Origin of the sequence: Bradyrhizobium sp. STM 3561, assembly GCF_045571455.1 — a bacterium.
Classification (GTDB): Bacteria; Pseudomonadota; Alphaproteobacteria; order Rhizobiales; family Xanthobacteraceae; genus Bradyrhizobium; species Bradyrhizobium vignae.
In genome coordinates this window covers 819,798-834,893 of sequence record NZ_CP120695.1, presented here as the reverse complement: position 1 = coordinate 834,893, position 15,096 = coordinate 819,798, and the positions used below count along the sequence as shown (strand labels likewise).

Here is a 15,096-nt window from a genome sequence, read left to right as displayed (position 1 = left end):
GATGCCGTACATACCCCGAAGCCGATAAGGTGGGGATAGGTTAATTCAACGAATACATGGCCTTCCTGCAAGTCTAGCATAGGGCCCATGACCTGACGTGATGACCTGACGTGACGTGCTGACCTGACGATGCAAGCAAGCCGCGTGGCAGGCTGAAGGAGCGAACGAATGGCGGAGAGTGTCGAGAAACTCGAGGACGGGATCGTCCGTTCGGCCGAGCAGGTGTCGAGCCAGATTCGCGCGGCCAAGGACGCGATCGCCTCCGTCATCTTCGGTCAGGATCGCGTGATCGAGAACACGCTGGTCACCATCCTCTCCGGCGGCCATGCGCTCTTGATCGGCGTGCCGGGTCTCGCCAAGACCAAGCTGGTCGAGACGCTCGGCGTCACGCTCGGTCTCGATGCCAAGCGCATCCAGTTCACGCCCGACCTGATGCCGTCGGACATCCTCGGCGCCGAGGTGCTGGACGAGAGCACCACGGGCAAGCGCGCCTTCCGCTTCATTGCCGGTCCCGTGTTCGCGCAGCTGCTGATGGCCGACGAGATCAACCGCGCGAGCCCGCGCACGCAATCGGCGCTCTTGCAGGCGATGCAGGAGCAGCACATCACCGTCGCCGGTGCGCGCCACGATCTGCCGAAGCCGTTCCACGTGCTCGCGACGCAAAACCCGCTGGAGCAGGAAGGCACCTATCCGCTGCCGGAAGCGCAGCTCGACCGCTTCCTGATGGAGATCGACGTCGACTATCCCGATCGCGATGCCGAACGCCGCATCCTGTTCGAGACCACCGGCGCCGAGGAGACGCTGGCCAGGGGCGCGATGACGCCCGATGCGCTGATCACCGCGCAGCGGCTGATCCGTCGCCTCCCGGTCGGCGATTCCGTCGTGGAGGCGATCCTGTCGCTGGTGCGCTCGGCCCGCCCGGGTCCGGACGCCGGCGAAGCCGGCAAGTTCATCGCCTGGGGACCCGGCCCGCGCGCCAGCCAATCCCTGATGCTGGCGGTACGCGCGCGTGCGCTGATCGACGGACGCCTCGCGCCGTCGGTCGACGACGTGCTCGACCTCGCCGAACCCGTGCTGAAGCACCGCATGGCGTTGACGTTCCAGGCGCGCGCCGAAGGCCGCACGATTCCGGACGTGATCCGGCAATTGAAGACACGGATCGGTTGATGGCAGCAGAGAACGGGCACGCAGCGAAGGAGACACTGGCGATCCGACGTGCCGATGGCGAAAGCCGCACGCTCGCCGCTTCGCTGCCGCGCCTGGTGCTCGAGGCCCGCCGCGTCGCCGCCAACGTCATCCACGGCCTGCATGGACGGCGCCGCGCCGGGTCCGGCGAAAATTTCTGGCAGTACCGCCGCTTCGTCTCGGGCGAGCCGGCGCAGAACGTCGACTGGCGCCGCTCGGCGCGCGACGATCATCTCTATGTCCGCGAGCTCGAATGGGAAGCCTCGCACACGGTCTGGATCTGGCCGGACCGCTCGCCCTCGATGGCCTTCGCCTCGAAGAGCGCGCGCGAATCCAAGCTCGAGCGGACGCTGATCGTCGCCTTCGCGCTGGCCGAGCTGCTCGTCGCCGGCGGCGAGCGCGTCGGCATTCCCGGGTTGATGGCGCCGACCGCAAGCCGCACCGTCATCGACAAGATGGCGCAGGCGATGCTGCATGACGATGCCGACCGGCTGAGCCTGCCGCCGTCCTTCGTTCCGGCCGCGCTGGCCGAGATCATCGTGCTGTCGGATTTCTGGTCGCCGATCTCCGAGATCAGGACGATGCTCTCAGGGCTCTCCGGCTCCGGCGCGCATGGCACGATCGTGCAGGTCGTCGATCCCGCCGAGGAATCGTTCCCCTATTCCGGCCGCGTCGAGTTCGTCGAGCCCGAAGGCTTCGGCGTGATCACCGCCGGCCGCGCCGAGAGCTGGGTTCAGGACTACACCGCGCGGCTCGCGCTGCATCGCGACCAGATCCGTGCCGAGACCAACAAGCTCGACTGGCTGTTCACGACGCACGCGACGGACCGCTCGGCCGCCGAGCTGCTGTTGTTCCTGCATGCGGGCATGCAGGTGAGCAAGTCGGGCGCCCGCACCACGACGATCAAGGCGGGGCCGGCCGCATGATGGGATTGCCGCTCGCCTTCACTCAACCGCTGCTCCTGATCGGCCTCGTCAGCCTGCCCGTGCTGTGGTGGCTGCTCCGCGTGATGCCGCCGCGGCCGCGCCGCATCGAGTTTCCGCCGACGCGGCTGTTGTTCGACATCGCGCCAAGGGAAGAAACGCCATCGCGGACGCCGTGGTGGCTGACCGCGCTTCGCCTCTTGGCCGCCGCGCTGGTGATCTTCGCCGCCGCCGGCCCGATCTGGAATCCGCAAACCGGCCTCGCCGGCAGCAAGGCGCCGCTGATGATCATGCTCGACGACGGCTGGAGCGCCGCCTCGCACTGGGACGTCAGGATCAGGACCGCCGACGAGCTGATCGCCAATGCCGACAACGACCGCCGCGCCATTGCGCTGGTGCCGCTGTCCGAGCCGAACCGCGACATCACCCTGATGCCGGCGGGGGCGGCGCGCGTCGCGCTGCGGCAACTCGCGCCGAAGCCCTATTCGGTCGATCGCATCGAGACGCTGGCTGCGGTCGAGCGTTTCCTCAAAGTCACCGGCGACTGCGAGATCGCCTGGCTGTCCGACGGCGTCGACACCGGCCGTGGCGAGGACTTCGTGGCGGGCCTCGGCAAGACCATCGGCGATCGCAGCCTGACCGTGTTCGAAGGCGGCACCTCCTCGCCGCTGGCCCTGGTCGCCGCCGAGAACGCCGCGGCGAAGATGACGGTGAAGGTGCTGCGCACCGACAGCGGCATCGCCGTCGGCACCGTGCGCGCACTGGACCAGAAGGCCTCGCCGATCGGCGAAGCCCGCTATTCGTTCGGTCCGCAGGACATGGAGACCGAAGCTTCGTTCGATCTGCCGGTCGAGCTGCGCAACGACATCACGCGGCTCGAGATCTCGGGCGAGCGCTCCGCCGGCGCGGTGCAGCTGCTCGACAAGCGCTGGCGCCGCCGCGCCGTCGGCATCGTCTCGGGCTCGACCAGCGAGACCGCGCAGCCGCTGCTGGCGCCGACCTTCTATCTCACCCGCGCGCTGGCGCCGTTCGCCGACGTCAGGCTCGCCGACAAGGGCTCGCCGCAGCAGGGCATCACGCAATTTTTGGACCAGAAGCTGCCGATGATCATCCTCGCCGATGTCGGCACCATCGCGCCTGAGCTGCGCGAGCGCCTCAATGCCTGGATCGACCAGGGCGGCGTGCTGGTGCGGTTTGCAGGGCCAAGGCTGGCGCAGGCCGAGGACGATCTGGTGCCGGTCAAGCTGCGCAAGGGCGGCCGCACGCTCGGCGGCAGCCTGACCTGGGAGAAGCCGCAGCATCTCGCCGCCTTCGCGGGCGATGGCCCGTTTGCCGGCGTCGCGGTGCCCAAGGACGTCACGGTGAGCCGGCAGGTGCTGGCCGAGCCCGACGCCGTGCTCGCCACCAAGAGCTGGGCCTCGCTGGAAGACGGCACGCCGCTCGTCACCGGCGAGCATCGCGGCAAGGGCATCGTCGGCCTGTTCCACGTCAGCGCGGACATGCGCTGGTCGGATCTGCCGATGTCGGGCATCTTCGTCGAAATGCTGAGGCGTGTGGTCGACATGTCCGGCTACACCACCAAGCCCGGCGCCGGCGTTGCCAGCGAAGCGACCACCGAGACGGTGGCGCCGCTGCACATCCTCGACGGTTTCGGCGCCTTCGGCCCGCCGCCTGCGACTGCAAAGCCGCTGGCCGCGGATTATCGCGACCGCGCCACCTCAGATCATCCGCCCGGCTTCTATGGTCCGGCAGAAGGACCGCTCGCCGTGAACACGCTTGCTAGCGCCGACCGCATCGCGGCCCTGAACACCGCGGGCCTCCGCGCCCGGCACGCCACCTACACCAATGCCGAGCCGCGCGACTTGCGCGGCTGGCTGCTGTCGACCTCGCTTGCACTGTTCCTGATCGACGCCATCATCGTCGCGGTGATCGGCGGCGGGATTGCCGCGCTGCTGCGCCGCCGCGCCGCACCCGCCATGATCGTGCTCACCTTGCTCGCGGGGTTTGCATCGCTCGCGCCGACGCCGTCGCGCGCCGACGGCGTATCCGACGAGTTCGCGATGAAAGCGGTGTCGCAGACCCGCCTCGCCTATGTCGTGACGGGCAATGCCGACGTCGATTCCATCGTCAAGGCGGGGATGAACGGGCTGACGCTGTTCCTGGCCCAGCGCACGGCGCTCGAGGCCGGCGACCCCGTCGGCGTCGATCCCGCGCGCGACGAGCTCGCCTTCTTCCCGCTGATCTACTGGCCGATCGTGCCGGGCGCACCGAAGCCGCCGCATGAAGCCATCAACAAGATCGACGCCTACATGAAGCAGGGCGGCACCGTGCTGTTCGACACCCGCGACGCGATCGAGGCGCCGCCCGGCGCGAACGGCGCGTCGCAGACCCCGGGCATGCAGACCCTGCGCGAGATCCTGTCGTCGCTCGACGTGCCCGAGCTCGAGCCGGTGCCGCGCGAGCACGTGCTGACCAAGACCTTCTATCTGCTGCGTGACTTCCCCGGCCGCTTCACCGCCGGCCAGACCTGGGTCGAGACGTTGCCGCGCGAAGACGACGAGGACAGCGCGCAGCGGCCGGCGCGCGGCGGCGACGGCGTCTCGCCGATCATCATCACCTCGAACGATCTTGCCGGCGCCTGGGCCGTGCGGCCCGACGGACAGGCCATGCTGCCGGTGACCGGAGGCGACAGCCGCCAGCGCGAATTCGCCTACCGCGCCGGCGCCAACATCGTGATGTACACGCTGACCGGCAACTACAAGGCCGACCAGGTGCACGCACCGGCCCTGATCGAACGGCTGGGGCAATAGGATCGACATGAATTACGGCATCGCATTCACGCCGCTCGTTCCCGCGATCGTCCTGTGGCTCGCGCTGGCCGCGATCGTCGTGATCGCGCTTCTGCTGCTGGTGGCGCGGGCGCGCGGCGCTGCGGTGCGCGTGGCCGCGCTGGCGCTGTTCCTGCTGGCGCTCGCCAATCCCTCCTTCACACGCGAGGACCGCGATCCCCTCACCTCGGTCGCCGCAATCGTCGTCGACAAGAGCCCGAGCCAGAACTTCGGCAACCGCAATCGCGAGGCCGCAGCTGCGCAGGAAGCGCTGGTCGATGCCTTGAAGAAGATCAAAGGCCTTGAAGTGCGCGTCGTCGATGCCGGACAGGCCGACGGCGAGACCGACGGCACAAAGCTGTTCGGCGCGCTCGCCTCGGCTTTGTCGGACGTGCCGGTCGACCGCGTCGCCGGCGCGTTCCTGATCACCGACGGCCGCGTCCACGACATTCCCGCGAACGTTGCCGCGCTCGGTTTCCAGGCGCCGGTGCACGCGCTGATCACCGGACAGAAGGACGAGCGCGACCGCCGCATTGCCATCACCGCCGCACCGCGCTTCGGCATCGTCGGCCAGACCCAGACCATCAGCTACCGCCTCGATGACCAGGGCGTCACGGGCGAGCGCGCCAGGGTCACGGTCCGCCGCGACGGGGAGGTCATCAACGAGCGCACGCTCTCGAGCGGCCAGGCCGCCAGCGTCGACGTCGACATCAAGCATGCCGGCCCGAACATCGTCGAGATCGAGGCCTCGCCGCTCGAACGCGAATTGACGCCGGTGAACAACCGCGCCGTGGTCGCGATCGACGGCGTGCGCGACAAGCTGCGCGTGCTCTTGGTCTCGGGCGAGCCGCATTCCGGCGAGCGCACCTGGCGCAACCTGCTCAAATCCGACGCCAGCGTCGATCTCGTGCACTTCACCATTCTGCGTCCGCCGGAGAAGCAGGACGGCACGCCGATCAACGAATTGTCGCTGATCGCGTTTCCGACCCGCGAATTGTTCCAGCAGAAGATCAACGAATTCCAGCTGATCATCTTCGACCGCTACGCCCGCCAAGGCGTGCTGCCGATCGCCTATTTCGACAACATCGCGCGTTACGTGCGCGCGGGCGGCGCGGTGCTGGTCTCGGCGGGCCCCGATTATGCCTCCAACACCAGCATCTGGCGCACGCCACTGGATTCGGTGCTGCCCGCCGAGCCGGTCGGCGTGACCGAGAAGCCGTTCTATGCGCATCTCTCCGACATCGGCAAACGCCATCCCGTCACGCGCGGCCTCGAGGGCTCCGCCAGCGAGCCGCCGCGCTGGAGCCGCTTCTTCCGCACCGTCGATACCCGCAATGCCGTCAACCCGCCGGTCATGACCGGCGTCGATGGCAAGCCGCTGCTGTTCCTGTCGCGGTTCGGCGAGGGGCGCGTGGCGCTTCTGCTCTCCGACCACATCTGGCTGTGGGCGCGCGGCTATGAAGGCGGCGGGCCGCATCTCGATCTCTTGCGGCGGATGTCGCACTGGCTGATGAAGCAGCCGGACCTCGATGAAGAAGCGCTGCGCCTCCAGGCGCAGGGCAAAGATCTCGTCGTGGTGCGCCAGACCATGGCGGACAGCGTCCAGCCGGTGAGCGTGACCTCGCCGTCGGGCGTGTCGCACGATTTGACGCTGAGCCCCGGCGATCCCGGCGAGTGGCGCGCCAGCCTGCCGGCGAACGAGCTCGGCCTGTGGCAGGCCACCGACGGCACGCTGAAGGCGCTGATCAATGTCGGCCCGACCAATCCGAAGGAGTTTTCGGAAGTCACCTCCACCGTCGATACCTTGAAGGCGCTGACACAGGCAACGGGCGGCAACGCCGTGCGCGTCGCCAGTGGCTCCAGCGTCGAGCTGCCGCGCATCCTGCCCGTGCGTTCGGCCAGCGTCTTTGCCGGCGACGGCTGGATGGGCGTGCGGATACGCGACGCCAGCGTCGTCAAGGGCGTCGGCGTGCTGCCGATCTTCGCCGGCCTGATCGGCCTTCTGCTGCTGCTCGGCGCCTTCGCCGCGACCTGGGTCCGCGAGGGGCGGTGAACAAGGCGGATGAGACTCGCCTCGCGCCGTGACGGCGGCGCGTTCCCTCCTTGCGGGTGTTCAGACCGGGGAGGGCAATCGCATATGACCTTTGGCACCGCCTCACCGCACGCCTCGTCCTTCGAGACGACCGCTTCCAGCTGCCTCCTCATGAGGCCAAGCAACACCGCGCCCTGTTGAAGCTGTCGCCATCCACTCCGCCCTCATCCTGCGGAACCCGTCTAAAGCGGTCGTCTCGAAGGATGGCTGCAGGCGTTAGTTGCCCGAATGACACATCGCGAGGCTGGCCCACGTCAGTGAGCCCGCCCACCGTTGACATCCCTTAGCCGATCGCGCGATGTTATATTGTAACGTCGCGACGTCAGGGTTTGGCGCCTCGCGATGTGGGGTGGCGTTTGCAGATGAAGTGGGCCCGGTCGCATATCAGGCACGGTGCCCGGCTCGCGTTGTTCGCGATGCTGGTGCAATTCGCGCTGACCTTCGGCCATAGCCACTGGTTCGCACAGGCCGCCCCCCTCACCTCGCTCCAGCAGACGGACGGCGCCAAGTCGGTCGCCTCGGCCGACCGTGCGGCGGTCCAGAAGCAATCGCCCTCTGCCCCCGACCGCGAGCAGCCGGTCGACGACAATTGTGCGATCTGCGCCGTCGTCGCGATGGCGGGCACGGTCCTGTTCGCGACGCCGCCGCTTCTGCAGCTGCCGCAAGCGATCGAGCTGCTCTACCGCACCACGGACGCCGAATTCATCCATCTGAAATCGGCCGGCATGGCGTTCCAGCCGCGCGCCCCTCCTGCATCCTGACTCCCAGCATCACGTGATCACGCCCGAGTTCGCCGTTTCAGGCGATCGTCCGGGAAAAGTTGAAGTCGAATTCCGTCGCGCTGCGACGGCAGGCCGCCTCCGATCAGCAGAGCATCATCCGGACGGCGCCTGACTGGAATCAGGACCATGTCATTTCAATTGCGACGCGCGCAGCGCCTTGGCGGAGCCAGCCTGCTCCTGCTCGGCGCCGCCGCCACACCTGCGCTTGCCCAAGACTCGGCGCAGGACAAATCCTCGACCGAGATCCCGGCCGTCACCGTGACGGCGCCGAGCCCGATCGTGCGCAGGGTCGTGCCGACCCGCAGCCCGGTCCGTGTCGCGCGCACCGGGCGGTCGCGCAGCCAGCAGCGCACCGCGGAAGCAACGCCGGCACCGACGGCCGCGCCCGCGACGGCCGCGCCTCAGCAAGGCGTGCTGCCAATCGTGACCAACCAGTTCGCCACCGTCACCGTGGTGCCGAACGAGGAGATCCGCCGCGAGGGCGGCGGCCAGCTCGGCGATCTCCTGTTCTCAAAACCCGGCATCACCGGCTCGAGCTTTGCGCCCGGCGCCTCCAGCCGGCCTATCATCCGGGGTCTCGACGTCAACCGCGTCGGTATCGTCGAGAACGGCACCAATTCCGGCGGCGCCTCCGATCTTGGCGAGGATCATTTCGTCCCGATCGATCCGCTCGCCACCAACCAGGTCGAAGTGGTACGCGGGCCGGCGGCGCTGCGCTACGGCTCGACCTCGATCGGCGGCGTCGTGAGCGCCACCAACAACCGCATTCCGGATGCGCTGCCCTCCTGCGCGCCGTCTTTCCAGACCTATGGCCTGCCGACCAAGGCGCCGCTCGCGAGCGCCGCGACCTCGCCTTGCGTCACCGCCGAGACGCGCACCGCGTTCAGCTCGGTCGATCGCGGCGTCGAAAGCGGCGTGCTGCTCGATACCGGCGGCGGCAATTTCGCCTTCCACGCCGATGCCTATGGCCGAACGACGTCCGACTATTACATTCCGAGCTATCCATACTTGTTCGACCAGACGCGGCCAGTCGGCAATCGCCAGCCGAACTCGGCGACGCGCTCGGATGGCGCCTCGATCGGCGGGTCCTACATTTTCACGGGCGGCTTCATCGGCGCATCGATCACGCAGAACGATTCGTTCTATCATATCCCCGGCATCGATGGCGCCGATCACCAGACCCGCATCGATGCGCATCAAACCAAGATCAACGTCAAGGGCGAATATCGCCCGGATGGCGCCGCGATCGACACGATCCGCTTCTGGGCCGGCGCCACCAACTACCGTCACAACGAGCTGGGTCTCGCCGATCCCACCGATCCGACGACCGATGGCGTCCGGCAGACCTTCACCAATCGGGAAGAGGAGATCCGCGTCGAGACGCAGCTGATGCCGTTCAATGCACGCTTTGCCGAGGTGACGACTGCGTTCGGCTTTCAGGCAGGCCATCAGGAGCTGACGGCGCCGAGTCCGGACGATCCAGGCTCGCTGTTCAACGGATTGTGGGACCCGAACCGCAACTACCGCATTGCCGGCTACGCCTTCAACGAGTTCAAGTTCAGTGAACAGACTAGAGCGCAGATCGCCGGCCGCATCGAGCATGTCGAGCTGCACGGGTCGACGCCGGATTTCCCGGCGGATTTCCTGCCCGACGGCAGCCCTCAAACCAGCATCGTCCGCAATCCGTCCTTCACGCCCAAGAGCGGCAGCATCGGCCTGTTGCAGGATCTGCCCGGCGGCATGGTCGGGAGCATCACCGCGCAATATGTCGAGCGCGCACCGAAACCGGCCGAGTTGTTCTCGCGCGGCGGCCACGATGCGACCGCGACCTTCGACATCGGCAATCCGAACCTCACGATAGAGACCGCCAAGTCCGTCGAACTCGGCGTGCGCAAGGCGACGGGACCGCTCCGCTTCGAAGCGACCGTCTACTACACGCATTTCGACAATTTCATCTATCGCCGCCTCACCGGGGTGATGTGCGATGGCGACTTCGCCTCATGCGGCAGTCCGGGCGCCGAGTTGAACCAGGCGGTCTATTCGCAACGCAATGCCAATTTCCGCGGCGGCGAATTCCAGTCGCAGCTCGATATCGGTGCGTTCCAGGGCGGCATCTGGGGCATCGAGAACCAGCTCGACGTGGTCCGCGCCACCTTCAGCGACGGCACCAACGTGCCGCGGATTCCGCCAGTGCGCATGGGTGGCGGGGTGTTCTGGCGCGACGACAACTGGCTGATGCGGATCAACCTGTTGCACGCCTTTGCGCAGAACAACGTCGCCGTGATCGCGGAGACGCCGACGGCTGGCTACAATTTGCTGAAGGCGGAGGTGAGCTACAAGACCAAGCTCAACCCCAACGCCTTCGGCGCGCGCGAGATGCAGGTCGGCCTCGTCGGCAACAATCTCCTCAACGAGAACATCCGCAACTCGGTGTCCTACACCAAGGACCAGGTGCTGATGCCCGGCATCGGCGTCAGGGCGTTCGCGAACTTCAAGTTCTGAGCGTTGCTTGTGCCGCGGCCCAAAAGGGCTCCGGCATACACAGTCATTGCGAGGAGCTCTTGCGACGAAGCAAGCCGGACCGCCTCTGCGGAACGATTCTGGATTGCTTCGCTACGCTCGCAATGATGGAAGATGAGGCGCCGCCGTGCTTCCAATCCACGACCTGATCGATCCTCCGGGTGAGTTGGTGGTCGTAGGCTCAACTCACCCCTGACCACCCGTCACCGGTAGGATCTACGGACTTAGCAGCTACCCTCGCGCCTTGCTCCAATCGGGGCCGACCGGGCCTGACACGCCCTCGAAGGCGCCGTCGACGAGCTCGAACACCAGGATGCGGGCGGCGTCGACGGGGCCGGGCATGGTGACGCGGCCCTTGGGGACCGGCTTGAAGCCGACGCGGCTGTAATAGGGCTCGTCGCCGACCAAGAGCACGAGGCGATGACCTTTTTCCCTGGCGTCCTTCAGCGCGCGCTCCATCAACAGACGGCCAATGCCGCGGTCGCGGAACGGCGGCTCGACGGTGAGCGGCCCGAGCAACAGCGCGGGCGTGTCGCCGATCAGGATCGGCAATTGCCTGACCGAGCCGACCAGCAGCGTGCCGATGCGGGCGGTGAAGGACAGTTCGAGCAGATGATCGACGTGCTCGCGAATGCGATAGGCGCTCAGCACGAAGCGGCCGGGACCGAAGGTACGTTCGTGCAGCCGCTCGATCGCCTGGGCGTCGCCGGCGGCTTCGGGAAGGATGGTCAGTGAGAGATCGTTCATGTCAATTCGCGGAGTAGCACTTGCGCATGCGAAGGTCCATGGGCCGTGTCAGTGCCTGGCTTCACGGCTCCCAGCGGGCGAGCTGCAGGCTTGCTCAACCTGCATCCCGTTTCAATGCCGGCTGGGACAGGTAGGTCAGCATCTTCATCTCGCGCCGCCCTCGCGTGACCGTGTCGAGCACGAGCCCCGACGACGCCGACAGCAGGGCAATGATCATCAGGCCCATCGACAGCACGGCGGTCGGCAGTCGCGGCACGAGGCCGGTTTCGATGAAAGTGATCACGATCGGGATCGCGAGAATGATCGAAGCCAGCGCCAACAGGATCCCGATCACGGTGAAGAAGCGCAACGGCCGCTCCGAACGGTAGAGCTTCAGCATGGTGCCGAGGATGCGAAATCCGTCACGCCAGGTGTTGAGCTTCGAGAACGAGCCTTCAGGGCGTGCGTAGTAGGGCGTCTCGACCTCGGCGACCGGCAGCGACAGTTCCAGCGCATAGACCGCGAGCTCGGTCTCGATCTCGAAACCGTCGGAAAGGACGGGAAAGGATTTGACGAAGCGGCGCGAGAACACCCGATAGCCGGACAGGATGTCCTTGAAAGCGTAACCGAAGGTCGACGACAGGAAGCCGGTGAGCATGCGGTTGCCGGTGCGGTGGCCGAGCCGGTAAGCGGCCTGGACCTGATCGACGCGAAGGCCGACCACCATGTCGAGATGATCGTCGAGCAGCCTGTCGATCATGCGCGGCGCGCTCGGCGCATCGTAGGTGGCATCGCCGTCGACCAGTACATAGACGTCGGCCTCGATGTCCGCGAACATGCGGCGCACGACGTGGCCCTTGCCCTGCCGGCGCTCGCTGCGCACGATCGCGCCGGCTTCGCGCGCAACCGCGGCGGTCCGGTCGCGCGAATTGTTGTCGTAGACGTAGATCTCCGCCGAGGGCAGCGCCTTGCGGAAATCGGCAACGACGGTCGCGACCGCCGCCTCCTCGTTGTAGCAGGGCACCAGCACGGCGATGCGAAGTTGCGTTGAGGTCATCGCGACGGCACTCCGAGGCTTGTCGGCTCGCGCCCGAGCGGCGCAGCCTGCCGTGCCTGTTCCTGCTGCATCAGCCAGGCGAACGCGGTGCTCCACAGGGAAAGCATCGCGATCGGCACGATGCAATAGAGCGTGAAGATCGGATTGCTCAAGAAGAAGCCGAGGTTGACGATGGAATTCATCCAGTATCCGAAGGGCCTTTGGGGCGCGTTACTCGAGCCGCGGATTCAGTCCACCTCTCTCTGGCGGGGAGAGGTGCCTTGAATTCCCGGCTCGCATCGAGTGAACCAAATCTCGGTCTATGCGCGATGAGATTTGGATGAATCGTCATCTCGCTTTAGCTTGTTGTCTACGCATGATCTTTCCGGAAAACCGCTTCGCACTTTTCCGGATCATGCTTTAGCACAGGCCGCCCTCAGCGCCACGTCGCAATCAGGGGCTTGCCATCCAGCACTTCCGCGATCCGCAGCCGCGTGCCGGGCGTGGTGCCCTCGGGCAGCGCGGTGATGGCGAAGAAGCCGCATTCGACGATCTCGCGGTTGGGCTCGGGAGGGCGATCCTGCCTGAACTGCCTCACCACGTAGACCGCGACGTGGTCGCGGCGGGAGACGTGGCTGTTGAGGAAGATGCCGTGCAGGACCGCCTCGCCGGTGAGATCGATATCGCCCTCCTCCTTGAGCTCACGCCGCAGCGCCTCTTCCATGGCCTCGCCGAAATCGACGCCGCCGCCCGGCAGATACCAGCCACTGACGTAGCTGTGCCTGACCAGGAACACGCGATTGTCGGCATCCAGCACCACGGCGCGGACACCGAGCGTCATGCCGCGGACGAGCAGGAAATAGATGTGGAAGATCCGCCGCAGCAACGGCTCGAACTTCCGTCGGACCCGGTTCAGACGTTCTCCCATCAGGCTTCCTTGCCGCCCCATTTCAGGCCCTGCTTGCGCGTTCCTCGCGACCTTGCCATTACAGCGGAGCAATAGCGAGGCAATCGCGCGTCATGGCCCCCTTCACGCTCGCCCATCTGTCCGACCCGCATCTGGCGCCTTTGCCGAAGCCGCGGCTGATCGAGCTCGCCGGCAAGCGCGCGCTCGGCTATGTCAACTGGACGCGCAACCGCCACAAGTACCAGCGCCGCGAGGTTCTCGACGCGCTCGTCGCCGACATGAAGGCGCAGGCGCCCGACCACATCGCGGTGACGGGCGATCTCGTCAACCTCGCGCTGGAGGCGGAATTCGCGCCGGCGCTGGCCTGGCTCGAGAGCGTCGGCCCGCCCGACCGCGTCACCGCGATTCCCGGCAATCACGACGCCTATGTCAGCGCGACGCGCCATCGCTTCGGCGAGACGTTCCTGCACTACATCGCCGCGGATACACCCGGCGCCGCGGCCTTCCCCGCGGTGCGCCGGCGCGGGCCGCTCGCGCTGATCAGCCTGTCCACGGCGGTGCCGACCCTGCCGCTGATGGCGACAGGCACGCTCGGCCGCGATCAGCTCGCCTCGCTCGCGGACGTCCTCGAACGGCTCGCGACGGAGGACGTCTTCCGCGTGCTGCTGGTGCATCACCCGCTGAAGTCCAGCGCACGCCAGAAGCGGATGACGGACGCGCCGGAATTGCTGGCGCTGTTGAAGCGTCATGGCGTCGAGCTGGTCCTGCACGGGCACGACCACGTTCATTCGACGATATGGGTCGAAGGCCCCAACGGCAATATTCCAGCGCTCGGCGTGCCCTCGGCCTCCGCGCTCGCGCACGGACGCTATCCGGCGGCGGCGTATAATCTGTTCAGAATCGAGAAGGACAATGCCGGTTGGCGCTGCGAGCAGACGGTGCGGAGCCTCGGGGCTGGATTCCAGATCGGACAGATCAAGCACACACGGTTGATTTGATTTGCTGGCATTGCGAGCGCAGCGAAGCAATCCAGGAATCTCTCCGCGGAGGCAGTCTGGCTTGCTTCGTCGCAAGGGCTCCTCGCAATGACGACGGTGAGCGCCTCACCAGTTCCGCAAGACCGCAAGCACGGCGGCCCCGAACAAGGCGGCAGCGCCGAGCACGAAGCCGAACACGAATGGCCAGAAGCGTGAGCGGCGCGGCGGCTCGGCGGCCGCTGCTTGCGGTTCGGGCAGGACCGCCATCGCATGCTCGCGCTCGATCATGCGGCGCGCGACGTAGTCGGTAACGGCATCGACGATCACAGCGGTGTCGTGTGATTCGGCAAGCACGATGCGGCCGAAGCGGGTGTCCTGGACGAAGCGGTACATCCGCTTGTCGCGCCCCATCACGATATGGGCGACGACGTCGATCCACAGTCGCGGCGTATCGCCCTGGCTGATGCCGCGGTCGAACAGGTCGATCTTGTCCGGCACCTGCGCGAACAAGGGATCGAGCGCATCGTTGAGGATCTCGAGCCGCGCCACCTCGGCGTCCCTGAGATCGACGACGACGCCGGTCCGGTCGGCGGCCTCGATCCGCGCGCGCAGCAGCGCATCGCGCAGCCGCACCGGGCGTGGCTGGCCGGGATGGGTCCCGCTGGTCTCGGGCTCTGACATTGTCGGCCTCGTCCTCGACTGTCCGTCATTAACCTATCAGCAACCACACCCTCCGCAAAGGCCCACAATTCCAGATACTTACGGCGCCCACAACGTTTACCTGTGCCAAAAACAGACGATCCCACCCAGGCTAGGCCTGGATGGGACCATCCGTCCTTGGACGTCTTCTTAAGGTAAGCTCGGCAGCCGCCTGATCAGGCGGCCGGGGCGCGCTGCGGCTCTTCCACGATCGAGAAGCGGACGCCGGCCTTGTGGCGGCTCTCTTCCGAGACCTCGCGCCAGCAGTCCTCGGCTTCCTTGCGGGTCTTGAAGGGACCTTTGACCTGGGCCGAGCCTTCGACGAGCTTGTGGAAGTTCATCGAACCGAACTCGCCGCCGATCACCCAGAAATTGCTGCCTTTGGTCATTGTCAGTCTCCTGTCGAGAGTAGCGTGATTCG

The 15,096-nt window shown here is 66.7% G+C and carries 13 protein-coding genes; 7 read left to right on the top strand and 6 right to left on the bottom strand.

Annotation, left to right across the window (positions count from 1 at the left end):
- Positions 1–168: 168 nt before the first annotated feature.
- The 6 genes from P6U28_RS03540 to P6U28_RS03515 all read left to right on the top strand — a co-directional run bounded on the left by P6U28_RS03540 (position 169) and on the right by P6U28_RS03515 (position 10,312).
- Positions 169–1,167, top strand: coding sequence for a MoxR family ATPase (locus tag P6U28_RS03540; protein ID WP_122404845.1), 999 nt, complete (start codon positions 169–171; stop codon positions 1,165–1,167).
- On the top strand, positions 1,167–2,111 hold the full coding sequence (locus P6U28_RS03535) for a DUF58 domain-containing protein (RefSeq protein WP_129144654.1): 945 nt from the start codon (positions 1,167–1,169) through the stop codon (positions 2,109–2,111). Before P6U28_RS03540 ends, P6U28_RS03535 begins: the two co-directional genes overlap by 1 nt.
- Positions 2,108–4,918 (top strand): DUF4159 domain-containing protein, encoded by a 2,811-nt coding sequence (locus P6U28_RS03530; protein ID WP_407121753.1) that lies wholly within the window; start codon positions 2,108–2,110, stop codon positions 4,916–4,918. The genes P6U28_RS03535 and P6U28_RS03530 overlap by 4 nt, the downstream gene beginning before the upstream one ends.
- A gap of 7 nt (positions 4,919–4,925) precedes the next feature.
- Positions 4,926–6,989 carry a hypothetical protein gene (locus tag P6U28_RS03525; protein WP_407121752.1) on the top strand — a complete coding sequence of 688 codons (2,064 nt, stop codon included), beginning with the start codon at positions 4,926–4,928 and terminating at the stop codon, positions 6,987–6,989.
- Positions 6,990–7,390: 401 nt separating this feature from the next.
- Positions 7,391–7,789, top strand: coding sequence for a DUF2946 family protein (locus P6U28_RS03520; RefSeq protein WP_407121751.1), 399 nt, complete (start codon positions 7,391–7,393; stop codon positions 7,787–7,789).
- 147 nt (positions 7,790–7,936) lie between these two features.
- A complete protein-coding gene (locus tag P6U28_RS03515) occupies positions 7,937–10,312 on the top strand; it encodes a TonB-dependent receptor (protein WP_407121750.1) in 2,376 nt (791 codons plus the stop codon).
- 249 nt (positions 10,313–10,561) lie between these two features.
- Here the strand turns inward: P6U28_RS03515 and P6U28_RS03510 are convergent, their stop codons facing one another.
- The 4 genes from P6U28_RS03510 to P6U28_RS03495 form a co-directional block, all read right to left on the bottom strand.
- The gene (locus P6U28_RS03510) at positions 10,562–11,077 is read right to left on the bottom strand and encodes a GNAT family N-acetyltransferase (protein WP_129144659.1); all 516 of its coding nucleotides are present in this window, start codon (positions 11,075–11,077) and stop codon (positions 10,562–10,564) included.
- A 94-nt stretch (positions 11,078–11,171) separates the two neighbouring features.
- On the bottom strand, positions 11,172–12,113 hold the full coding sequence (locus P6U28_RS03505; protein ID WP_407121749.1) for a glycosyltransferase family 2 protein: 942 nt from the start codon (positions 12,111–12,113) through the stop codon (positions 11,172–11,174).
- On the bottom strand, positions 12,110–12,295 hold the full coding sequence (locus P6U28_RS03500; RefSeq protein WP_407121748.1) for a hypothetical protein: 186 nt from the start codon (positions 12,293–12,295) through the stop codon (positions 12,110–12,112). The genes P6U28_RS03505 and P6U28_RS03500 overlap by 4 nt, the downstream gene beginning before the upstream one ends.
- A gap of 233 nt (positions 12,296–12,528) precedes the next feature.
- Entirely contained in the window at positions 12,529–13,020 is a 492-nt protein-coding gene (locus tag P6U28_RS03495) for an NUDIX domain-containing protein (RefSeq protein ID WP_407121747.1), read from the bottom strand.
- 92 nt (positions 13,021–13,112) lie between these two features.
- On the opposite strand from P6U28_RS03495, the gene P6U28_RS03490 reads away from it, so the two are divergent.
- Positions 13,113–13,997, top strand: a complete 885-nt coding sequence (locus P6U28_RS03490; protein WP_209296397.1) for a metallophosphoesterase — start codon at positions 13,113–13,115, stop codon at positions 13,995–13,997.
- Between the two features lie 105 nt (positions 13,998–14,102).
- Here the strand turns inward: P6U28_RS03490 and P6U28_RS03485 are convergent, their stop codons facing one another.
- Positions 14,103–14,657: a hypothetical protein gene (locus P6U28_RS03485; protein WP_407121746.1), complete on the bottom strand. Its 555-nt coding sequence runs from the start codon at positions 14,655–14,657 to the stop codon at positions 14,103–14,105.
- A 194-nt stretch (positions 14,658–14,851) separates the two neighbouring features.
- Complete coding sequence (locus P6U28_RS03480) at positions 14,852–15,064, bottom strand: hypothetical protein (protein WP_024341447.1); 213 nt, start codon at positions 15,062–15,064, stop codon at positions 14,852–14,854.
- Between the last annotated feature and the right edge of the window lie 32 nt (positions 15,065–15,096).

Bases quoted from the DNA above. Each gene is read 5' to 3' on its own strand.
- P6U28_RS03530 (WP_407121753.1), top strand. From the start codon at position 2,108: ATGATGGGATTGCCGCTCGCCTTCACTCAACCGCTGCTCCTGATCGGC.
- P6U28_RS03495 (WP_407121747.1), bottom strand. From the start codon at position 13,020: ATGGGAGAACGTCTGAACCGGGTCCGACGGAAGTTCGAGCCGTTGCTG.
- P6U28_RS03485 (WP_407121746.1), bottom strand. From the start codon at position 14,657: ATGTCAGAGCCCGAGACCAGCGGGACCCATCCCGGCCAGCCACGCCCG.
- P6U28_RS03535 (WP_129144654.1), top strand. From the start codon at position 1,167: ATGGCAGCAGAGAACGGGCACGCAGCGAAGGAGACACTGGCGATCCGA.
- P6U28_RS03500 (WP_407121748.1), bottom strand. From the start codon at position 12,295: ATGAATTCCATCGTCAACCTCGGCTTCTTCTTGAGCAATCCGATCTTC.
- P6U28_RS03480 (WP_024341447.1), bottom strand. From the start codon at position 15,064: ATGACCAAAGGCAGCAATTTCTGGGTGATCGGCGGCGAGTTCGGTTCG.
- P6U28_RS03490 (WP_209296397.1), top strand. From the start codon at position 13,113: ATGGCCCCCTTCACGCTCGCCCATCTGTCCGACCCGCATCTGGCGCCT.
- P6U28_RS03505 (WP_407121749.1), bottom strand. From the start codon at position 12,113: ATGACCTCAACGCAACTTCGCATCGCCGTGCTGGTGCCCTGCTACAAC.
- P6U28_RS03540 (WP_122404845.1), top strand. From the start codon at position 169: ATGGCGGAGAGTGTCGAGAAACTCGAGGACGGGATCGTCCGTTCGGCC.
- P6U28_RS03520 (WP_407121751.1), top strand. From the start codon at position 7,391: ATGAAGTGGGCCCGGTCGCATATCAGGCACGGTGCCCGGCTCGCGTTG.
- P6U28_RS03525 (WP_407121752.1), top strand. From the start codon at position 4,926: ATGAATTACGGCATCGCATTCACGCCGCTCGTTCCCGCGATCGTCCTG.
- P6U28_RS03510 (WP_129144659.1), bottom strand. From the start codon at position 11,077: ATGAACGATCTCTCACTGACCATCCTTCCCGAAGCCGCCGGCGACGCC.
- P6U28_RS03515 (WP_407121750.1), top strand. From the start codon at position 7,937: ATGTCATTTCAATTGCGACGCGCGCAGCGCCTTGGCGGAGCCAGCCTG.